This is a genomic window from Micromonospora aridisoli (assembly GCF_056150025.1).
Map to the genome: position 1 here is coordinate 93,589 of NZ_JAXCFK010000011.1, position 17,920 is coordinate 111,508.

Genomic DNA, 17,920 nt, shown 5'->3' on the forward strand with positions numbered 1-17,920 from the left:
TGTGTATGGCTTCGTCGAGCCCTACGACCCCGTCGTTCCTGCACCTGGCCGCCCATCCGGTGCGCTGGCGGCTGTTGACCGAGCTCGCGGTCGGCGACTTCCGCGTCCGGGAACTCGTGGCCAAGGTGGGCGAGCCGCAGAACCTGGTCTCCTACCACCTACGACTGCTGCGCGACGGAGGGCTGGTCGTCACCTCGCGCAGCAGCTTCGACGGCCGGGACAGCTACTACCACCTCGACCTGGACGCCTGCCACCGGGCGCTCGCCGACACGGCAACGGCCCTGCACCCCGCGCTGCGCCGGGAAACCACCCGCTCCCCCGTCGACCTGAGGTGTTCACCGGATCTCGGGGTGCTGTTCGTGTGCACCGGCAACAGCGCCCGCTCACCGATCGCCGAGGCTCTGCTGCACCATCACACGGGCGGCCGGGTCAAGGTCCTCAGTGCCGGCACCCGACCCAAGCCGGACCTGCACCCCCACGCCGTACGGGTGCTGCGGGACAGCTTCGGTGTCGACGTCACCGGGCGGCGGCCCCGGCACCTCGATTCGGTCAGCCACCACCGGTACGACTACGTCATCACCTTGTGCGACAAGGCCCGTGAGGTCTGTCCCGACTTCGCGCACGAGCCTCGGCGGGTGCACTGGAGCGTCCCCGATCCCACGACCACCGCCGACTACTCCGCCTTCCAACGTGCCGCCACCGACATCGACACCCGCGTCCGACACCTGCTGCCCCTGCTCACCGCCGCCCCACCCACAGAGGAGATCCGCCATGACAGCACCCGAGAGGTACGCGAGCGTCCGATACCTCGTTGACGACGTCCAAGCCGCCGTCGACTTCTACACCACCCGTCTCGGGTTCACCCTCAACACCAGCGCGGCACCCGCCTTCGCCGACGTCGTGCGCGGCCCACTCCGTCTGCTGCTGTCCGGACCAACCAGCTCCGGCGCCCGCGCCACTCCCACCGACTCCGCCACCGCCGGACGCAACCGCATCCACCTCGTCGTCGATGACCTGGATGCCGAGGTCGACCGGCTGCGCCGTACCGGGGTGTCGTTCCACGGCGATGTGGTCAGCGGGCCGGGCGGACGGCAGATCCTGCTCACCGACCCCGCCGACAACCTGATCGAACTGTTCCAACCCGCCGGTCCCACCACACCCGCACCCACTACGCCCTGAGTCAGGCCGCCCGCCGACAATCTTTCTGGCGCAGCGTCGTCGGATCCGGGGCGGGTCGTTCGTAGAACAGGTGACAGGCGGCCAGCGGGGCCGCCGGAAGAAGGGAGTCATCGGATGGCCCGGTACCTGATCTCGTTCAACGACGGCGCGATGGACCACATCCCGGCCGAGGAGATGCCCGACGTCGGTAAGGCCGCGCACGCGGTGATCCAGGAGGCCGTCAACGCCGGAGTGTTCGTGTACGGCACGGGACTCGAACGCCAGCAGGCGAGCATCGTGGCCCCGGACGGGCTGGTCACCGATGGCCCCTACCCGGAGACCAAGGAGGTCATCGGCGGGTTCGTGGTCGTCGACGTGGCCTCCCGCGAGGAGGCGCTGGGGTGGGCCGCCAAGATCGCAGCCAGTTGCCGCTGTGCGCAGGAGGTCCGGGAAATCATGCCCGATCCGGAGACCGAAGCGATGCTCCGCGCGGCCAGCAGGCGATGGTGAGGTCCCGACGGCGACGTGGCGACAGGACTCGACAATCGGAGATCGCCCCGCTGTCGTGACCTGCCAGGCACGCCGGGCTCGACGGACGCAGCACGTCAGCGACACACCGTAGCCAGGTTGAGGAAGACGCAGCACGCGCTCACCACGGTCAGCGCGAGCGCGGCGGCCATCGATCATCAACTCAGCCTAGGAGCACCCTCGGCAGCAGCGGAATCGGCGTCCCGGGCGACGCTCTCACCAGCTCCCGCGTTCACCCGAGCGTACGACGGGAGGCCGGAGCGGACGGGGCGCCCGTCGCGGACCGCTGTCGCGGTGTCCACGATGGCGGCCAGAGCCGCCCGGAACAGCAGGGAGCCGGTGCTGATCCGCCGCACACCCAGCTCGGCCAGGGCGGTGACGGTGTGCCGGTCCGGCAGGAACAGGATGTTGACGGGCACGTCGACCGCCGCCACGACCGCCGCGATGTCTGCCGGCTCGGCCAGACCGGGGACGAACACCCCGTCCGCGCCGGCGTCCGCGTAGCGTCGGACCCGGGCGACCGCTTCGGCAAGGTCGCCCGGGCGCTGCCAGTGCGTGTCGGTGCGGGCGTTGACGAACAGGTCGGGCACCTCCCGTTTCACCGCCCGGATCAGCGCCGCGTGCTCCGGTGCCGGGCCCATGCCGTCCTCCAGGTTGACGCCCACCGCGCCGGCCTCGGCCACCGCCACCGCCCCGGCGACGGAACCGGTCTCGATGTCGGCGGTGAGGTGCGCGGGCAACGACGCCAGTCGGCGGACGAGTGCCACCGTCGCGCCTTCGGTGGCGGCCACGCCGTCGGGCAGGCCGTTGCTGGCCGCGACGCCGAGACTGGTGGTACCGAGCGCGGCAAAGCCGGCCTCGACCAGGAACCGGGCCGACGCGACGTCCCACGCGTTCGGCAGGATCAGCGGGTCACCGGCGCGGTGCAGTGCCGCGAAGCTGTTCATGGGCGTGCTCCCGCCACCAGCGCGAGGGCGTGGGCCCGTCCGGGGCAACGCCGGGGTCCCGCGCCGAACGCCAGCTCACCGGCGAGACGCACCCCGACCACCTCGCCGGCCTGGACGGTCACGCCGGCCACGGTGGTGGTGACCAGTGCCTGCCGCCTGGTCGCCGGCACGGGCGGATCGTCGCGCAGCACGTCGTCGACGCGCCGGTGCCGGGCCCGGTCGATCAGGGCCACCGTGGCGTCGCACGCCTGCACGAGCACGCCGATGCGGGCCGCGGTGGGCTCGTCGAAAGCGCCGCCGAAGATGGTGACCAGCCGGTCCACCGCAGCAGAGGCCCGCGCGTCGTCGCCGGTGCCCGGCTGGTACGCCTGTGCCACGTCACGGACCAGCTCCACCACGGGTTCGGTCACACCCAGTCGGCGGGCCAGCACCGCCACGGGATGCGCCGAGCCGTCGTGGCGCAGCGAGTCCGGCGGGATCGCGTCCAGGATCGCGACGGACAGCGCGCGGCGTCGTGCGTGTTCGGCGCCCTCGCTGAACCGGCCGACGGTCGCCCGCAGCCAGCCGATCCCGGCCGACGCGGACGCCACGGCCGGTACCACGAAGTTCGGGTCGGTCAACACGGCGAGGGCCGCCTCGCGACCGTGGATCTCCTGCATGCGGAGAACGCTACGACCGCGATCCTTCGGTACGCGCCGAACTGTCGCGCCCGACAATGGGTGGGTGACCTGTGCGACCGACCTCGCCGCGCTCGCGGCGCTGCTGGCCGACGAGACGCGGGCGGCGATCTGCCTCGCGCTGCTCGACGGCCGGGCGTGGACCGCGAGCGAACTCGCCAGGCACGCGGAAGTCGCACCCTCCACCGCGACCGGGCACCTGAATCGCCTCGTCGAGGGCGGTCTGCTCGTCGAACGGCGTCAGGGCCGGCACCGGTACGTGCAGCTCGCCGACGCCTCGGTGGCGCAACTGCTGGAAGACCTGTCGGCCCGGATCGAGCCGGCTCCGGCCCCGACGGGCAGCCTGCGGGCGGTTGCCGCCAGCACGGCCCTACGGCGGGGTCGCACCTGCTACGACCACCTCGCCGGGCGGCTCGGCGTGGCAGTGACCGACGCGATGACCGGGCGCGGGCTGCTGGACCGCAGCGGCGGCTTCGCCCTCACCCCGGCCGGCCGGACCTGGTTGACCGACCTGCTCGGCTGGGATCCGGCGCAGCCGCGACCGGGCCGACGGCCGCTGGTCCGCGGCTGCCTCGACTGGACCGAACGGCGGGAGCACCTCGGCGGGCTGGCCGGGGCGAAACTGTGCGAGGCCTTTCTCAGCAACGGGTGGGTGGCGCGGATCGGCTCCGGCCGCGCCGTACGCCTCACCCCCGCCGGACGATCCGCGCTCCACGACCACCTGGGCCTCGACACCCTCGACTGACTGCCTTGCCATCCTCGGCCAGGACCCGCCTCGCCTGCACTGCCCTACTGTCGGTCTCTCTTACTTGCCGACCCCGGCGGTGAGGCCGGACTGCACCTGACGCTGGAAGACGATGTAGACGATGAGCACCGGCAGCATCGCCATGGTGACCCCGGCGAACAGGCCGGACCAGTCGGAACGGTAGCCCTGGTTGACCGACAGCTCGATCAGGCCCTGGGAGATGACCTGGTTCTTCGGCTCGCCGGCCACCGACTGCATGAGCAGGGTCGGCAGGTACCACTGGTTCCACTGGCCCAGGACGTTGAAGATGCCGATGCTGATCAGGCCGGGCCTGGCCATCGGCAGCATCACGCTGAAGAACAGTCGGCTGTGCGACGCGCCGTCGACCATGCCCGCCTCGGCGATCGCGTTGGGCAGGGTACGGAAGAACGAGTGCATGAAGAAGACGGTGAACGACAGCGACCAGGCCACGTAGACCAGGATCAGCATGATGTGGCTGTTCGGGCCGAGGAACGGCAGCACCACACCGGTGTTGTAGACGCCCTTGAACAGCGGCACCGCGGCGAGGTAGATCGGCAGGGTCAACCCCGACAGGAACATGTAGTAGATCAGCCGGTTGCCGGGGAAGTCGTAGCGGGCGAGCACGTAGGCGGCCATCGAGCCGAGCAGCATGGTGAGGAAGACGCTGCCGGTCAACACCAGGATGGTGTTGAAGAAGAACGACCCGATGTGCCCCTCGGTCCAGGCCCGGGCGAAGTTGTCCCACTGCAACCGCTCGGGGATCAGGGACAGCGGCTTGCGGATGACCTCCGCGTCGGTCTTGAGCGCCGACATCACCACCCACAGCAGCGGGTAGACCACCATGATCGCCCAGACGGCGAGGAACAGGTGGGAGAAGCCGTTGAAGAATCGTGCCCCGGCCCGGCCGCCGCCGACGGCGGCGCGCGGTGCCGGCGTACGGGTCGGTGGTGGAGTCTGGTCGGGGCCGGCCAGGCCACCCGGGGTGTGGGTCACCGTGCTCATCGTCCAGGTCTCCTCAGTACTCGATCCGCTCACGACGGGTGATCCTCAGCTGGAGAGCGGCCAGCAGGATCGTGAAGATCGCCAGCGCCACGCCCATCGCGCAGGCGTAGCCGAACTGGCCCTTCTGGAAGGCGGTGAAGTTCAGCACCGACGCGAAGATCTCACTGGCGTGGTTCGGGCCGCCCTGGCTGGGCGTCATGACGAAGACCAGGGCGTACATGTCCAGCGCGATGAAGCCCAGGTAGACCCAGGCCACCGAGACGGTGTCCCGCAGCAGCGGCAGGGTGATCCGGAAGAAGGTGTGGAAGCGGCCGGCACCGTCGAGGATGGCCGCCTCGTAGACGTCCTTCGGGATCGACTGCATGGCGGCGGAGAACAGCACCATGTAGAAGCCGGCGCCGCTCCAGACCGCGATCAGCAGCAGCCACCACAGCACCGCCGGTACGCCGAGGAAGGGCTCCGGGTCGTGCATGAAGGTGATCGGGTCGTCGCCGTCGACCAGCCCGATCTTGATCAGCAGGCCGTTGATCAGACCCTGCCCGTCGGCGCGGTAGATCTGCTGCCACATCACCGCGATGACGACCAGGGAGAGCACCTGCGGGAAGAAGAAGATCACCTTGTAGAACCCGGAGCCGAAGACGCCCCGGATGCCGGCCCTGTCCTCGCGTCCGCCCACGTTGAGCAGGAACGCGAGGAACAGGGCCAGCGCGATGGTGAACAGCGGCACGGTGATCAGGAAGAACACGTTGTGCCAGAACGCCTTCCTGATCAGTTCGTCGGAGAAGAGCCGGATGTAGTTGTCCAGCCCGACGAACTGCTGCCTGTCGGAGTAGCCTCCCCAGTCGGTCAGCGAGTACCCGGCGGCCTGCAGGAAGGGCCACACCACGTAGAAGAGGTACAGCCCGACCGGCAGGGCCAGGAAACCCGTGACGAAACGACCAACACCGTGCCGCATGGGACTCACTCTTTCCGTTCGGATCAGGCGTCGCGGGTCTGCTTGGTGATGGACGAGTCCTTGGCGACCTTGTCGGCGGCGGCCTGCATCTTGTCGACGAACTGCGCGGCGGTCAGCCGGCCGGCCATCAGCTCGGCGGACAGGTTCTGGCTCTCCTTGTCCAGGTCGGCGTAGAAGTTCCAGAGCTTGATCGAGATCAGGTCCGAACCGGCGTTCTTCATCAGCTCGTTGGCGCTGGCCAGGGCGGCGTCCTGAACGTTGTCGCCGGAGCCCTTGGTCGACGCCAGGGACTTGGTCAGCTCGGCGAACTTCGCCGAACCGGCCTTGGAGAGCACCGCCCGCAGGAACTCCTTGGCCGCCGCCTTGTTCGGCGCCTTGGCCGGAACCACGATGCCCTCACCGGCACCGGCGTAGACGTCGTTGGGTGCCTTGTCGGTGGCGCCCAGACCCCAGTAGTCGGAGATCTTCATCTCGAAGCCCGGCGGGATGGTGGCCGCCATCTCGTTCTTCAGCCAGGTACCGACCTGGATGAAGGCGGCCTTGCCGTCGAGCCACGCCTGCTGGGACTGGGTGTGGTCGAGCTTGCCCGGCAGCAGCAGCTTGTCCTTGACCAGCTTCTCCCACGCCTCCAGGGCCGGCAGGATGCCCTCGGCCCGCCAGGCGTTCTCCTTGAGGTTGTCGATGTCGATGACGGCCTGCTTGCCGGCGGACTTCCAGACGGTCGCCATCAACGCCCAGCGCGGGTAGTAGCCGTGCACGGCGTCGTACACGTACGGGGCCATGCCCTTGGCCTTGATCTTCGGCGCGAGGGCGAAGAAGTCGTCGAAGGTCTTCGGCGGCGCCCAACCCTCCTTGCTGAACAGGGCGTCGTTGTACCAGTTGCCCCAGACCGTGTAGGCCACGTTCACCACGAAGAACTTGCCCTGGTAGGTGCCGTCGCCGACGGTGCCCGGCAGCAGGGTGTCGCCGACCGTGCCCTCGCTGTCCCAGGCCGGTGCCGTGAGCAGGTCGTCCAGCGGCTCGATGGCACCCTCGTTGACCAGGGTGCTGATGTCCATCATGTCGGCGCCCGAGTTCATCACGACGTCGCTGGGCTGCGTCGCCATCTTGGGCTGCTCTTCGGTCTTGATCTTCTGGGTGGAGCTCATGTTCACGGTGACGTTGGGGTGCTTCGCGTTGAAGATCGCCTGGTCCTCCTTCGCCCAGGCGTCACCCAGCCCACCGTTGAAGATGACCACCTTCACGGCGCTGCCGTCCTGCACACCGAAGGGGTTGTCGTTGCTCTTCTCCCCGGCGTTGTCGTTGTTCTGGCTCGGCGTGCTGCCGGCACAGGCGCTGAGCAGACCGGCGGCCGGGGTCACCAGGAGGCCCGCGGCCGCCGCGCGGCGCAGCAGGGTCCGGCGGTTGAGATCGGGGGAAAGGGACATCGTGTGACTCTCCTTGTGGTGTCGGGTCAGGCGGTTCGCCGGAGGCGCCCGGCGTACCGCGACTCGAGGGCGAGGTTGTGCTCGTCCCCGCCGGGGACGTTGGCGGAGAGGTAGATAGGGGGTACCTCCCCCGCCTGGTGGAACCGTCGTACGACCTCCGCGGTCAGCAGCTGCGCCAGCAGCGCCGAGGTGACCGAGGAGACCGCACAGACCGCGCCGCCGCCCTCGAGCGGCAGCAGTGCGTCGCCGTACGGCGCGCCGTTGTCCAGCACGACGTCGGCGAGATCGACGAGCCGCCGGCCGGACGGGTGCCGTGGGGCGACCCGCCCGGTGTGCTCGACCGAGGTGACCGCGATCAACGGGTGACCGCGCCCGGTGGCCAGCAGGGCCAGTTCGACCACCGAACCGTTGATGCCGGACTGGGACGCCACCACGAACACGTCCCGTGGCTGCGGTGCGGCGATCGCGTAGAGCTGGTGCGCGACGGCCGGATCGCGTTCCAGCTTCGGGTCGGCGAGCACGTCACGCGGGGCGTCACCGTGCAGCACCAGGTCGTGCAGGGAGATCCGGTTGGTGGGGACCAGTCCGCCGGCCCGGGCGACCAGTTCGGCGGCGAACGCCTCCGAGTGCCCGGCGCCAAACGCCTGGAGCACCCCGCCGTCGCGCAGGCTGGCGGCGATCAGGTCGGCGGCCCGGCCCAGCGGCTCGGACTCCCGGTCGACGATCCGGTCGAGGACCGGCCGGACCGCCTGCGCGTACCCCTGGGCGCTGATCATGCGTTGGCTCCCCTCGCGGCCTTGTGCCCGTCGACGGCCTGGGCGGTACGCCGGAAGGCCGCGTGGGCACGGTCGTGGGTGCGCTGGGCGACGGCGATGTAGAGCAGGTCGAGGACGACCAGTTGCGGGTGCCGGGCGGACAGCGCGTCCGGCCGGAAGGTGGTGGCCTGGCTGGCGGTGAGCAGCACGATGTCGGCCAGCTCGGCCAGCGGCGACCGGCGGAATCCGGTCAACGCGATGGTGGTGGCCCCCCGGCTGCCGCCCTCGGCGAGCATCTCGATGGCCTCGCGGGTCTGTCCACTGTGCGAGATGCCCAGCGCGACGTCACCGGGTCGCAGCAGCGCGGCGGAGGCGAGCCCGGAGTGCACGTCGTTCCAGGCCCACGCGGCCACCCCGATGCGGTGCAGGCTGAACTGCATCTCCTCGCCGACCAAGGCGCTGCCGCTGGCGCCGAAGATGTTCACCCGCTCGGCGCCGGCGATGGCCACGGCGGCCCGCTCGACCTCGGTGAGGTCGAGCAGCGCGGCGGTGTCGTGCATGGCCCGGGTGTCGGCGGCGATGATCTGCTCCAGCACCCGTTCCAGCGGGTCGCCGGGCTGGATCTCGCGTCCGATGTCCACGGTCCAGCCGGCTGAGCGGGCCCGTCCCGTCTCGGCGGCGATACCCAGCCGCAGGTCGGCGTAGCCGTCGAAGCCCATCGCCCGGCAGAACCGGGTGACCGTGGCCGGCGAGGTGCCGCTGCGTTCGGCCAGCTCAACGATGGTCGCCCGGGCCGCCGCCTCCGGGTCGCTGAGCACGTGCTCGGCGACCCGGCGCAGCGCGCCGGTCAGTTCGTCGGCGCCGGTGCGGACCCGGGCCAGGATCCCGTCGGAGGCGACGCCCGGGGCGCCCCGCCGGTCAACCCCATCGGCGTCGGCCACCGCGGTGCCCGCAGAGGTGTCCGCCTCGTGATCAACCATGGGACGCCTTTCAAAAAAGACTGTTAACTGTTAGTGGTAAAAGTTCTTACTGAAGGCCCCTCCATGTCAAGACCGTGGGCGAAGTTTTCAAACTGTTACCTGGCGCACAGACCGCGGCCGTACCCCTCCCTTGCCTGCTACCGCCGCCGCGACCAGCATGAACGCAAGCTCGACCGAGGAGGTGGGCAGATGCCCGGCACCGTCGTGGTCGGCCTCGACATCGGTGGTACGACCACCCGGGCCGTCGCGGTGACGCTCGACGGCGAGCGGCTCGGGGCCGGTCGGGCCGGCGGCGGCAACCCCACCAGCCACGGTGCCACGCGGGCGGCCGGCGCACTCCGGACGGCCCTGCGACAGGCACTCGCCGACGTCGACCCCACCCGGATCCGAGCCGCCTCGATCGGGCTGGCCGGGGCCGGACGGCTGCGCGCCGACCCGGCCGCCCGCGCCGCCTTCGACGACGCGTGGCGGGACGCCGGGCTGCGCTGCCCGTACGCGGTGCACGGTGACGCCCTGGTCGCCTACGCCTCGGCAACCGCCGACCGGGTGGGCACCGTCCTCGTCGCCGGCACCGGAGCGATCGCCGCCCGGATACGCGACCTGAGGCTGGACGGCGTCGCCGACGGGCACGGCTGGCTGCTCGGCGACGCCGGATCCGGCTACTGGCTCGGCCAGCAGGCGGTACGCCGGCTGCTCGCCGCCCTCGACGCCGGCGACGACCCGGGCGACCTCGGTCGGCGGATCCTCGCCGAACTGACCGGTTCCCGCCAGGTGGCGTCCCGTCCCCGCGACACCGTCGACGCGCTCGTGCAGGCCGTCGCCCACCGGCCGCCGGTGGAACTGGCCCGACTCGCCCCGCTGGTGGTCGACGCCGCCGTCGCCGCCGACCCGACGGGCACCGCCCTGGTCAACGAGGCCGCCGCCGACCTGGCCACCACGGTCGCCCGGATCCGTCCCCGCGGGGACGTCAGCGTCCTGGTGCTCGGTGGCGGCCTGCTGACCGGCGAGACCCCGCTGGCCGCCGCGGTCCGCGTGGAGGCGCGGCGACGCTGGCCGCAGGCACCGCTGCGTACCGCCGGGGACGGTGCCGCCGCCGCGGCCTGGCTCGCCGCCCGCACCCTGCCCGAGGTCACCGATCCCGCCGCCCTGCACGCCCGGCTGCTCCCGGCGACACCCTGACCACGCCCACCCGGCCATCGATCGGTCGCGATCCGTCATCGCTGACGGCAGGACCGTTACCGGCCCGGTCACCCCGAAGCTGGCATAGGCTCGGACCATGCGCCGCCTGGCCCGTCTCGCCGCTCGTACGCCGGCGGACCGGGAGCGATACCTCGACCTGCTCCGGGCGCTGGCCATCGTCCTGGTGGTCCTCGGGCACTGGGCCATCGCGGCGGTCGAGTACGACAACGGCCGGCCCGACGGCCACTCCGCGCTGACCGCGATGCCCTGGGCCTACCCGCTGACCTGGGCGGTCCAGGTCATGCCCGTCTTCTTCCTGGTCGGCGGGTACGCCAACGCCGCCTCGCTGGCCGCGCACCGCAGTCGTGGCGGCGACGCGATCGGTTGGCTGCTCGGCCGCAGCGCCCGCCTGCTGCGCCCGACCAGCGCCCTGGTGCTGGTGCTCGCCGGTGGCGCACTGGTGGCCCGGTTGGGGGGTGCCGGGCCGGCCGAGGTCCGCCCGGTCGTCTGGTTCGCCACCATCCCGCTGTGGTTCCTCGCCGCCTACCTGGCGGTGGTGCCGCTGACCCCCCTCATGTACGCGCTGCACCGTCGCCTCGGGCTGCTGGTGCCGCTGGCGCTGGCGCTGCTGGTCGCCGCCGGTGACCTGGGCCGCGCGCTCGGACCGGCCGGCCTCGCCCTGCCCGGCTACCTGTTCGGCTGGCTCGCCGTGCACCAGCTCGGCTTCGCCTGGTACGACGCCCGCCGGGGGACCTGCCGCCCGACCCGCCGAGATGGTGACGCCAGCCAGGGTGAGGGGCCGCGGGCCGGCGACCCCGGTGACGGACCCGACGACCGGCGACCGGTCGGTCCGGCGGGCGGGCGGACCGGCCTGCGCACCCGGTGCCTGCCGATGTCGCGGCGGGCCGCCGGCGCCATGCTCCTCGGCGGACTCGCCGTGGCGATCCTGCTCACCGGCCCCGGCCCGTACCCGGTAAGCATGATCAACCTGCCGGGCCAGCGGCTGGCCAACGCCGCCCCGCCCAGCGTGGCGCTGCTCGCCGTCGCCACCGCCCAGCTCGGGCTGATCCTGCTGCTGCGGGCACGGGCCGAGCGCTGGCTGCACCGCAGCCGACCATGGCAGGCGGTCATCGCCGTGAACTCGGTCGTGCTGACGGTCTTCCTGTGGCACCTGAGCGCGGCGGTGCTCCTGGTCGGTGCGCTGCACGGGCTCGGCGTGCTGCCCACCCCGGAGGCCGGTTCGGCGGCCTGGCTGGCCTGGCGCCTGCCATGGGTGCTGATGCTGGCGGTGGTGCTGGCCGTCCTGGTCGCCATCTTCGGCCCGATCGAGGCCTCCACCGGCCGCCCCCGGCACCTGAAGGCGCCGACCCGGTGGGCGGGCGCCCGCGGCGCGCTCACCGTCGCCGGATTCGCCGCGGTCGTGTACGCCCTGGCGGCCAACGGCGCGACCGCCAAGACCGCACCGGAACCGCTCGGGCTGCCGGTGGCCGCGCTGGTGGCCTACCTCGCCGGGGCGGGCACGCTGCGCCTGCTCAGGTCTGGGTGGGGAAGCCGAGATTGACCCCGCCGTGGCGCGGGTCCAGCCACCGGCTGGTGACCACCTTGCCCCGGGTGAAGAAGGCGACGCCGTCGGCACCGTGGGCGTGCAGGTCACCGAAGAGCGACGACTTCCAGCCACCGAACGAGTAGTACGCCATCGGCACCGGGATGGGCACGTTGACACCGACCATGCCGACCTCCACCTCGTGCTGGTAGCGCCGGGCGGCACCACCGTCATTGGTGAAGATCGCGGTGCCGTTGCCGTACGGGTTGGCGTTGACCAGGGCCACCGCCTCGTCGTACGAGTCGACCCGCAGCACCGACAGCACCGGCCCGAAGATCTCGTCGGTGTAGATGGACATCTCCGGGGTGACCCGGTCGAACAGGGTGGGTCCGAGCCAGAACCCGTTCGGGTCGCCGTCGACGGTCACGTCCCGACCGTCGACCACCGGCACCGCCCCGGCGGCCACCCCCGCCGCCACGTAGGAACGCACCCGGGCCGCGTGCGCGGCCGTGACCAGCGGCCCCATGTCGCAGCCGCGTCGACCGTCACCGGTGCGCAGCCCGGCCATCCGGCGGGCGATCCGTGCCACCAGGTCGTCGGCGACCGGCTCCACTGCCACCAGCGCGGAGATCGCCATGCACCGCTCCCCGGCCGAGCCGAACCCGGCGTTGACCGCCGCGTCCGCGGCCAGGTCCAGATCGGCGTCGGGCAGCACCACCATGTGGTTCTTCGCCCCACCGAGCGCCTGCACCCGCTTGCCGGCCGCCGTGCCACGCTGGTACACGTGCCGGGCGACCGGGGTGGAGCCGACGAACGACACCGCCTTCACGGCCGGATGGTCCAGCAACGCGTCGACCGCCTCGGCGTCGCCGTTGACCACGTTGAACACCCCGTCGGGCAGGCCGGCCTCGGCGAAGAGCTCGGCCAGCAGCAGCGCCGCGCTGGGATCCTTCTCGCTGGGCTTGAGCACCACGGCGTTGCCGGCGGCCACCGCCACCGGGACGAACCACAGCGGCACCATCACCGGGAAGTTGAACGGGCTGATCACCGCGACCACCCCGAGCGGCTGCCGCAGGCTGTACGAGTCGACCTCGGTGGAGACGTTCTCGCTGAAGCCGCCGCGCAGCGCCGAGGGGATGCCGCAGGCGTACTCGATGACCTCCAGGCCACGCTGCACCTCCCCGGCGGCGTCGGCGAGCACCTTGCCGTGCTCGGCGGTGATCAGCTCGGCCAGCTGGTCACGACGGGCGTGGACCAGCTCGCGGAAGGCGAACAGCACCGCCGTCCGCTTCGCCAACGACGCGTCCCGCCAGGTCCGCGCCGCACGCTCGGCGGCCTCGACCGCCGCCGCGACGTCCGCGACACCGGCCAGCTCGACCTCCGCGGTACGGCGGCCGGTGGCCGGGTCGAACACGTCGCCGCGCCGGGTCGAGATGCCGCCGGTGCGCTTGCCGTCGACGAAGTGCCCGATGAGATTCATGCGGTCACCTCCGCCACGCAGGCACGGATCGCGTCCACCAGGATGGCCAGGCCCTCGCGGGCCTCCTCCTCGGTCAGCGTCAAGGGCGGCCCCATCCGGACCACGTTGCCGTACAACCCGCCCTTGCCGGTGAGCAGGCCACCGGCCCGGCACTCCTCGAAGATCCGGGTGGCCAGGGCCGCATCGGGTTCGCCGGTGCCGGGACGGACGAACTCGACGCCGAGCATCAGCCCCTTGCCGCGTACCTCACCGACCCGGTCGAGGTCGGCGACCGCCTCGCGCAGACCGTCGCCGAGGATCCGGCCGACGCGCGCGGCGTTCGCCTGAAGGTCGTGTTCGAGCAGATAGTCCAGGACCGCGTTGCCGGCGGCGGTGGAGAGCGGGTTGCCGCCGAAGGTGGAGAAGCTGATGCCGGCGACCGAGTTCAGCACCTCGGCCCGGCCGACCACCCCGGCCAGCGCGAACCCGTTGCCGATGCCCTTGGCGAAGGTGAGCAGGTCCGGGGTGACGCCGTGGGCCTGGTAGCCCCAGAAGTGCTCGCCGGTACGACCCCAGCCGGTCTGCACCTCGTCGGAGATGAGCAGGATGCCGTGCTCGTCGAGGACCTTCTTCCAGCCGGCCAGGAGGCCGTCCGGGCCGTGCACGAAGCCGCCCACCCCCTGGATCGGTTCGGCGATGAGGCAGGCCACGTCCCCGCTGGTCTGGGTGGCCAGCACCTCACGCAGGTCCTCCACCGCGGCGTCGACGCGATCGGCCTCCGGCAGCCGGGCCAGCAGGCCGCGCAGTCGCTCGCCGGAGTGCAACCAGGCCACCTGGAGGGGGTTGAGCGAGGTCGGTGACCAGGTCCGGTTACCGGTCGCGCCCATGGTCGCGTACGTGCGGCCGTGGTAGCTGTTGCGGACCGCGAGGATCTGGTGGGACCGCCGGTGGTTCGTGGCGAACAGCAGCGCCGCCTCGTTGGCCTCGCTGCCGGAGTTGGTGAAGAAGACCCGGGCGTCCGGGATACCGGACAGCCGCGCCACCTTCTCCGCCAGCTCGACCTGCTGACGAATCAGGTAGAGCGTCGAGGTGTGCACGATCCCGGTGGCGAGTTGCCGCTGCACCGCTTCCCGGACTTCGGCGATGTCGTAGCCCAGCGAGTTGGTCAGCACACCACCGAAGAAGTCCAGGTAGGTGCGGCCCTGCGCGTCGGTGACCCGACGGCCCTGGCCACTGACGAGTTCGATCGGCTCGGCGTAGTAGAGCGTCATCCAGGACGGAAGCACGGCCCGGTGCCGGGCCAGCAGGTCGTCGGCGGTCATCGTCGCCCCTTCGGTCGCGTTACCGCACGCTTTCACCACCGTCGCTGCCGGACAAGTGTCAGACTGTCCGGCGGTGACCCGGGACGCCTGACAACACGTCAACGCTTTTCGTCGCCGTCCTGGGGCAGGACCGCGATTCCAGTCGCCAGATCAGCGACTGAGCCACATTTTCGCGCAGGTGAACCCGGTAGGTGCAGCGCCGCCGCGGCCAGACCGAAGCCCACCCAGCCGGCGACGAGCGCCAGCCCGGCCGAGACGTCCTGGCCCAGCCGAACCCCGACCAGGAACCCGACCAGCGCCAGGCTGTTGCGGGCGAAATGCCGGCAGAAGACCGGCAGTTCGCGCCGCACCTCGACCGCCACCAGCACCCCGGCGTACGGGAAGGTCACCACCAGGCCACGCAGCAGCTGGCCGAGCAGCCCGGTCAGCGTCGCACCGGCGAGGATCAGCAGCAACCGCGCCACCACCGGCACCCGCCCGCCGTCTTCGGCCGGCGCGGAGCGCACGGGTGCAACGGTCACCACCGCCGGATCTCGGGGCGGGTCATCGGACGGCGCCGCGGCTTCGAGGGGCGGGTCGGGGGGATCCACCGATGGATCAGGGGCCGGATCGGCCGAATTCGCCGACGGGTCGGGTCCCGGGCGGCGGGGTAGCAGCACCAGCATGGTGAGCAGCCAGAGGGCCACCGTGCCGGCCAGCGTCGGTCCGAACGGCAGCGCGACGGGACGCAGCGCCGCCGCGAGCGCGAGATAGCTGCCGACACCCGCCAGGTCGGCCAGCAGGATCGGCCAGCGGAACCGGTGGTGCGCCAGCGCCACGACGCCGAAGAACAGGTTGAGCCCCACCACGCCGACGAGCTGCCCACCGTCGACGTGGTGACCGGTGGCCAGCAGCGCCGCCGTCATGGGCAGCGGCAGCGCGGCGACGAAGGCCCGCCACCGCAGCGGACGGATCAGGCTCACCGCCCAGACCACCCCGGTCACCAACAGCACGCCCTGGGCGGTCAATCGCCGGCCTCGAGGCCGCTCACGGGTCGAAGGTGGCGCGGGTGAGGCAGGCGTGGAACGTCTCGGCGGCGCGAGCGATGTCGACGGCGTTCACCGAGAACCGATTCTCGTTGATCTCGCCGTGCGCGCTCATACCGGCCGTCCAGCACGCCGTGCCGTCCCAGAGGATCAGGTTGACGTGCAGGTCGGCGGGGACCGCGGCGGTCGACAGCAGACCCACCCGGACACCCGCCCGGCGCTGCGTCGCCACCAGTTCCGCCAACTCGTCGGAGAACTCGGCGTAGGTGAAGATCCGGGTGATCCGTACGCCCCGGGCCAGCGCGGCGAGATTCTCCGACCAGTACCGCCGGCCGATGTCACTGCTCCACCAGGCCAGCCGGGGCAGCACATTGGTCAGTGCCGCCAACTCGCGTACGCAGTCCCGGGTGGCACCGAGCATGTCCTGGTAGTCGCTGCCCGGTCGGACGATGCGTCCCTGGCGCAGCTGACCGAGATCGGCCTGGAACCGCTCGAACCGTCGCTGGGTCTCCTCGGCGACCCGGGTGCCCGAATGGCGGTCCACCGCCTCGGTGGCGGCGGTGGCGAGCTCCGGGACCGCCCGTACCAGCCAGTGCGGACCGGCCAGCAGCGCCCGCAGCTGGAACCGTCGCTCGGCCCGGGCCATCGAGTCCACCAGCAACGAGATGGTGATGCCCATCAGGCCGGCCAGCAACGACTCCACGCCGGTGGCCGCGCCGGTCAGGTCGAGGGTCACGGAGAGGGAGATCGACAGGGCGATGCCGATCAGCGCGACCGGATCGGTGTGCCCCATCAGCCGCGCGATGCCCACCGCGTGGGCGCGCGGGCCGGCGTGCGGCCGGCGCAGCGGTTGGGCCATCGACCACCTCCCGTTGCGGGACTGCCGCCAGGGTACGACCCACCAACCAGGCCCGAGGGCCACCGATCGGGCGTCGAGGGCCCGCCAACACACCGGTGGTGGATAAGATCCGGAACGTGCCCGAGCGTCCCGTCGCCCCGCCCGGCACCGCCGGTCCGACCACGTCGACCCGGCACACCGGATCGCCCGATCTGAGCGGCGCGCACATCCCGCCGGACGTCGCCGGCGCGCGGCCGGGCGTCGGTGACGCGCTCGCGACGGCGTACCCGATGGTCGCTCTGCCGCACGCCGCGGGGACCGACGACACCGGCACGATCGAGGCGGGGATCGCCGGCTGGGTCGGCAGCGCCTCGCTGCGGGATCTGGTGGCGCGCTTCGGCGGCCGGTGGCCCACCGGTGACCTCGGCACGGTGCTGGCCGGGCTGGACGAGTTCTCCGCCCGGCACTGGGACTTCCGGGCCGGCCGGGAACGACCCGAGGCACGGGAACCGGATCTGGAGCCCGCCACCGCCGAGCAGGTGTACGCGGCCGCGACCGCCCTCGGGCTGGTGGTGTCCCGGCGACCCACCCGCCCCCGGTACGCCCACCTGGTGGTGCTCGGCGGGCTGGCGCACGCCTGCCTGCGCCGGGTGGCGTACGCGGCACACCTGCTGCGCCACGGCGAGCCGGCCGGTGCCCGTCGCCGACCCGGGCCAGCGCACGGACCGCCGGGTGTCGCGGTCACCGGTGAGCTGGCGGTGCTGGGCAGCTACCGACCGCTGTCCGAGGCGGAGCGGCGCACCCTCGCCGAGGCCGGCGTGCCCGGGTGCGACACCGAGGTCGACGCGCTGGACGCGGCCGTGCGGCGCAGCTTCGGAGTGAGCGTGCCGGACGCCGACGACGGCCTCGACGCCGGCCATCCGCACCACTCGTGGTCCTCACGGACCTACCGCCCGGCCGGGACGCCGCCGGTGCGGGTGCTGGCCGCGCCGTCGAGCGAGCCCGCGCGCCGTCGCGCGCACACCGCCGACACCCAGCGCTTCTGGGCCGGCCACGCTCGGCTCGCCCCCGGCGACGAGATACTGCTGGTCACCGCGCCGATCTACGTACCGTTCCAGCACTGCGACGCGCTGCGCACCCTGGCCCTGCCCTACGGCTGCCGGATCGACACCGTCGGCGTCGATCCGACCCTGCCCGAGGTGCTCCGGTTGCCGGAGCCGCCCCCGACCACGGGCCGTTACCTGCAGGAGATCCGCTCGGCCATCCGATCCATGCGCGCCCTGCACGCCACCCTCACCGACCGTCCGTCCACACTGGCCGGTCCGACATAAGAGCGACCGGCAATAGCGCGGTGGAGGA

The 17,920-nt window shown here is 71.9% G+C and carries 18 protein-coding genes; 7 read left to right on the plus strand and 11 right to left on the minus strand.

Features of this window, described 5'->3' with window-relative positions; translation table 11 throughout:
• Positions 1 to 5 precede the first annotated feature (5 nt).
• The 3 genes from SM447_RS22485 to SM447_RS22495 all read left to right on the plus strand — a co-directional run bounded on the left by SM447_RS22485 (position 6) and on the right by SM447_RS22495 (position 1,668).
• Positions 6 to 815, plus strand: coding sequence for an arsenate reductase/protein-tyrosine-phosphatase family protein (locus SM447_RS22485; RefSeq protein WP_474574819.1), 810 nt, complete (start codon positions 6 to 8; stop codon positions 813 to 815).
• Positions 772 to 1,179 (plus strand): VOC family protein, encoded by a 408-nt coding sequence (locus SM447_RS22490; RefSeq protein WP_474574820.1) that lies wholly within the window; start codon positions 772 to 774, stop codon positions 1,177 to 1,179. The genes SM447_RS22485 and SM447_RS22490 overlap by 44 nt, the downstream gene beginning before the upstream one ends.
• Before the next feature lie 114 nt (positions 1,180 to 1,293).
• Entirely contained in the window at positions 1,294 to 1,668 is a 375-nt protein-coding gene (locus SM447_RS22495; protein WP_474574821.1) for a YciI family protein, read from the plus strand.
• Between the two features lie 176 nt (positions 1,669 to 1,844).
• Here SM447_RS22495 and SM447_RS22500 read toward each other — a convergent pair whose 3' ends face one another.
• Both SM447_RS22500 and SM447_RS22505 read right to left on the minus strand, forming a co-directional pair.
• Complete coding sequence (locus SM447_RS22500; RefSeq protein WP_474574822.1) at positions 1,845 to 2,633, minus strand: isocitrate lyase/PEP mutase family protein; 789 nt, start codon at positions 2,631 to 2,633, stop codon at positions 1,845 to 1,847.
• Positions 2,630 to 3,292: a hypothetical protein gene (locus SM447_RS22505; protein WP_474574823.1), complete on the minus strand. Its 663-nt coding sequence runs from the start codon at positions 3,290 to 3,292 to the stop codon at positions 2,630 to 2,632. The genes SM447_RS22500 and SM447_RS22505 overlap by 4 nt, the downstream gene beginning before the upstream one ends.
• A 64-nt stretch (positions 3,293 to 3,356) precedes the next feature.
• Here SM447_RS22505 and SM447_RS22510 point away from each other — a divergent pair, with 64 nt between their 5' ends.
• Positions 3,357 to 4,055: an ArsR/SmtB family transcription factor gene (locus SM447_RS22510; protein ID WP_474574824.1), complete on the plus strand. Its 699-nt coding sequence runs from the start codon at positions 3,357 to 3,359 to the stop codon at positions 4,053 to 4,055.
• A 60-nt stretch (positions 4,056 to 4,115) separates the two neighbouring features.
• On the opposite strand, the gene SM447_RS22515 is transcribed toward SM447_RS22510, so the two are convergent.
• From SM447_RS22515 to SM447_RS22535, 5 genes are read right to left on the minus strand one after another with little or no spacing between them, the layout of a single operon-like run.
• Positions 4,116 to 5,078 carry a carbohydrate ABC transporter permease gene (locus SM447_RS22515; RefSeq protein ID WP_474574936.1) on the minus strand — a complete coding sequence of 321 codons (963 nt, stop codon included), beginning with the start codon at positions 5,076 to 5,078 and terminating at the stop codon, positions 4,116 to 4,118.
• A 13-nt stretch (positions 5,079 to 5,091) separates the two neighbouring features.
• Positions 5,092 to 6,033: a carbohydrate ABC transporter permease gene (locus SM447_RS22520; protein WP_474574825.1), complete on the minus strand. Its 942-nt coding sequence runs from the start codon at positions 6,031 to 6,033 to the stop codon at positions 5,092 to 5,094.
• A gap of 23 nt (positions 6,034 to 6,056) precedes the next feature.
• Positions 6,057 to 7,460 (minus strand): N-acetylglucosamine/diacetylchitobiose ABC transporter substrate-binding protein, encoded by a 1,404-nt coding sequence (gene ngcE / locus SM447_RS22525; protein WP_474574826.1) that lies wholly within the window; start codon positions 7,458 to 7,460, stop codon positions 6,057 to 6,059.
• Between the two features lie 26 nt (positions 7,461 to 7,486).
• Positions 7,487 to 8,236 (minus strand): sugar isomerase domain-containing protein, encoded by a 750-nt coding sequence (locus SM447_RS22530; RefSeq protein WP_474574827.1) that lies wholly within the window; start codon positions 8,234 to 8,236, stop codon positions 7,487 to 7,489.
• Positions 8,233 to 9,195: a MurR/RpiR family transcriptional regulator gene (locus tag SM447_RS22535; protein WP_474574828.1), complete on the minus strand. Its 963-nt coding sequence runs from the start codon at positions 9,193 to 9,195 to the stop codon at positions 8,233 to 8,235. Before SM447_RS22535 ends, SM447_RS22530 begins: the two co-directional genes overlap by 4 nt.
• Before the next feature lie 189 nt (positions 9,196 to 9,384).
• On the opposite strand from SM447_RS22535, the gene SM447_RS22540 reads away from it, so the two are divergent.
• Both SM447_RS22540 and SM447_RS22545 read left to right on the plus strand, forming a co-directional pair.
• Positions 9,385 to 10,374, plus strand: a complete 990-nt coding sequence (locus SM447_RS22540) for an N-acetylglucosamine kinase (protein ID WP_474574829.1) — start codon at positions 9,385 to 9,387, stop codon at positions 10,372 to 10,374.
• A gap of 97 nt (positions 10,375 to 10,471) precedes the next feature.
• On the plus strand, positions 10,472 to 11,935 hold the full coding sequence (locus tag SM447_RS22545; protein ID WP_474574830.1) for an acyltransferase family protein: 1,464 nt from the start codon (positions 10,472 to 10,474) through the stop codon (positions 11,933 to 11,935).
• Here SM447_RS22545 and SM447_RS22550 read toward each other — a convergent pair.
• The 4 genes from SM447_RS22550 to SM447_RS22565 all read right to left on the minus strand — a co-directional run bounded on the left by SM447_RS22550 (position 11,907) and on the right by SM447_RS22565 (position 16,582).
• Positions 11,907 to 13,397 carry a CoA-acylating methylmalonate-semialdehyde dehydrogenase gene (locus tag SM447_RS22550; RefSeq protein WP_474574831.1) on the minus strand — a complete coding sequence of 497 codons (1,491 nt, stop codon included), beginning with the start codon at positions 13,395 to 13,397 and terminating at the stop codon, positions 11,907 to 11,909. The genes SM447_RS22545 and SM447_RS22550 overlap by 29 nt on opposite strands.
• The gene (locus tag SM447_RS22555; RefSeq protein WP_474574832.1) at positions 13,394 to 14,698 is read right to left on the minus strand and encodes an aspartate aminotransferase family protein; all 1,305 of its coding nucleotides are present in this window, start codon (positions 14,696 to 14,698) and stop codon (positions 13,394 to 13,396) included. The genes SM447_RS22550 and SM447_RS22555 overlap by 4 nt, the downstream gene beginning before the upstream one ends.
• 98 nt (positions 14,699 to 14,796) lie before the next feature.
• Positions 14,797 to 15,705, minus strand: a complete 909-nt coding sequence (locus tag SM447_RS22560; RefSeq protein ID WP_474574833.1) for a hypothetical protein — start codon at positions 15,703 to 15,705, stop codon at positions 14,797 to 14,799.
• Positions 15,706 to 15,724: 19 nt separating this feature from the next.
• The gene (locus SM447_RS22565; protein ID WP_474574834.1) at positions 15,725 to 16,582 is read right to left on the minus strand and encodes a hypothetical protein; all 858 of its coding nucleotides are present in this window, start codon (positions 16,580 to 16,582) and stop codon (positions 15,725 to 15,727) included.
• Positions 16,583 to 16,698: 116 nt separating this feature from the next.
• Here SM447_RS22565 and SM447_RS22570 point away from each other — a divergent pair, with 116 nt between their 5' ends.
• Positions 16,699 to 17,892, plus strand: coding sequence for a hypothetical protein (locus SM447_RS22570; protein WP_474574835.1), 1,194 nt, complete (start codon positions 16,699 to 16,701; stop codon positions 17,890 to 17,892).
• The last annotated feature ends 28 nt before the right edge of the window (positions 17,893 to 17,920 follow it).

Bases quoted from the DNA above. Each gene is read 5' to 3' on its own strand.
- SM447_RS22540 (WP_474574829.1), top strand. From the start codon at position 9,385: ATGCCCGGCACCGTCGTGGTCGGCCTCGACATCGGTGGTACGACCACC.
- ngcE (WP_474574826.1), bottom strand. From the start codon at position 7,460: ATGTCCCTTTCCCCCGATCTCAACCGCCGGACCCTGCTGCGCCGCGCG.
- SM447_RS22535 (WP_474574828.1), bottom strand. From the start codon at position 9,195: ATGGTTGATCACGAGGCGGACACCTCTGCGGGCACCGCGGTGGCCGAC.
- SM447_RS22530 (WP_474574827.1), bottom strand. From the start codon at position 8,236: ATGATCAGCGCCCAGGGGTACGCGCAGGCGGTCCGGCCGGTCCTCGAC.
- SM447_RS22495 (WP_474574821.1), top strand. From the start codon at position 1,294: ATGGCCCGGTACCTGATCTCGTTCAACGACGGCGCGATGGACCACATC.
- SM447_RS22545 (WP_474574830.1), top strand. From the start codon at position 10,472: ATGCGCCGCCTGGCCCGTCTCGCCGCTCGTACGCCGGCGGACCGGGAG.
- SM447_RS22555 (WP_474574832.1), bottom strand. From the start codon at position 14,698: ATGACCGCCGACGACCTGCTGGCCCGGCACCGGGCCGTGCTTCCGTCC.
- SM447_RS22520 (WP_474574825.1), bottom strand. From the start codon at position 6,033: ATGCGGCACGGTGTTGGTCGTTTCGTCACGGGTTTCCTGGCCCTGCCG.
- SM447_RS22505 (WP_474574823.1), bottom strand. From the start codon at position 3,292: ATGCAGGAGATCCACGGTCGCGAGGCGGCCCTCGCCGTGTTGACCGAC.
- SM447_RS22490 (WP_474574820.1), top strand. From the start codon at position 772: ATGACAGCACCCGAGAGGTACGCGAGCGTCCGATACCTCGTTGACGAC.
- SM447_RS22565 (WP_474574834.1), bottom strand. From the start codon at position 16,582: ATGGCCCAACCGCTGCGCCGGCCGCACGCCGGCCCGCGCGCCCACGCG.
- SM447_RS22550 (WP_474574831.1), bottom strand. From the start codon at position 13,397: ATGAATCTCATCGGGCACTTCGTCGACGGCAAGCGCACCGGCGGCATC.
- SM447_RS22500 (WP_474574822.1), bottom strand. From the start codon at position 2,633: ATGAACAGCTTCGCGGCACTGCACCGCGCCGGTGACCCGCTGATCCTG.
- SM447_RS22515 (WP_474574936.1), bottom strand. From the start codon at position 5,078: ATGAGCACGGTGACCCACACCCCGGGTGGCCTGGCCGGCCCCGACCAG.
- SM447_RS22485 (WP_474574819.1), top strand. From the start codon at position 6: ATGGCTTCGTCGAGCCCTACGACCCCGTCGTTCCTGCACCTGGCCGCC.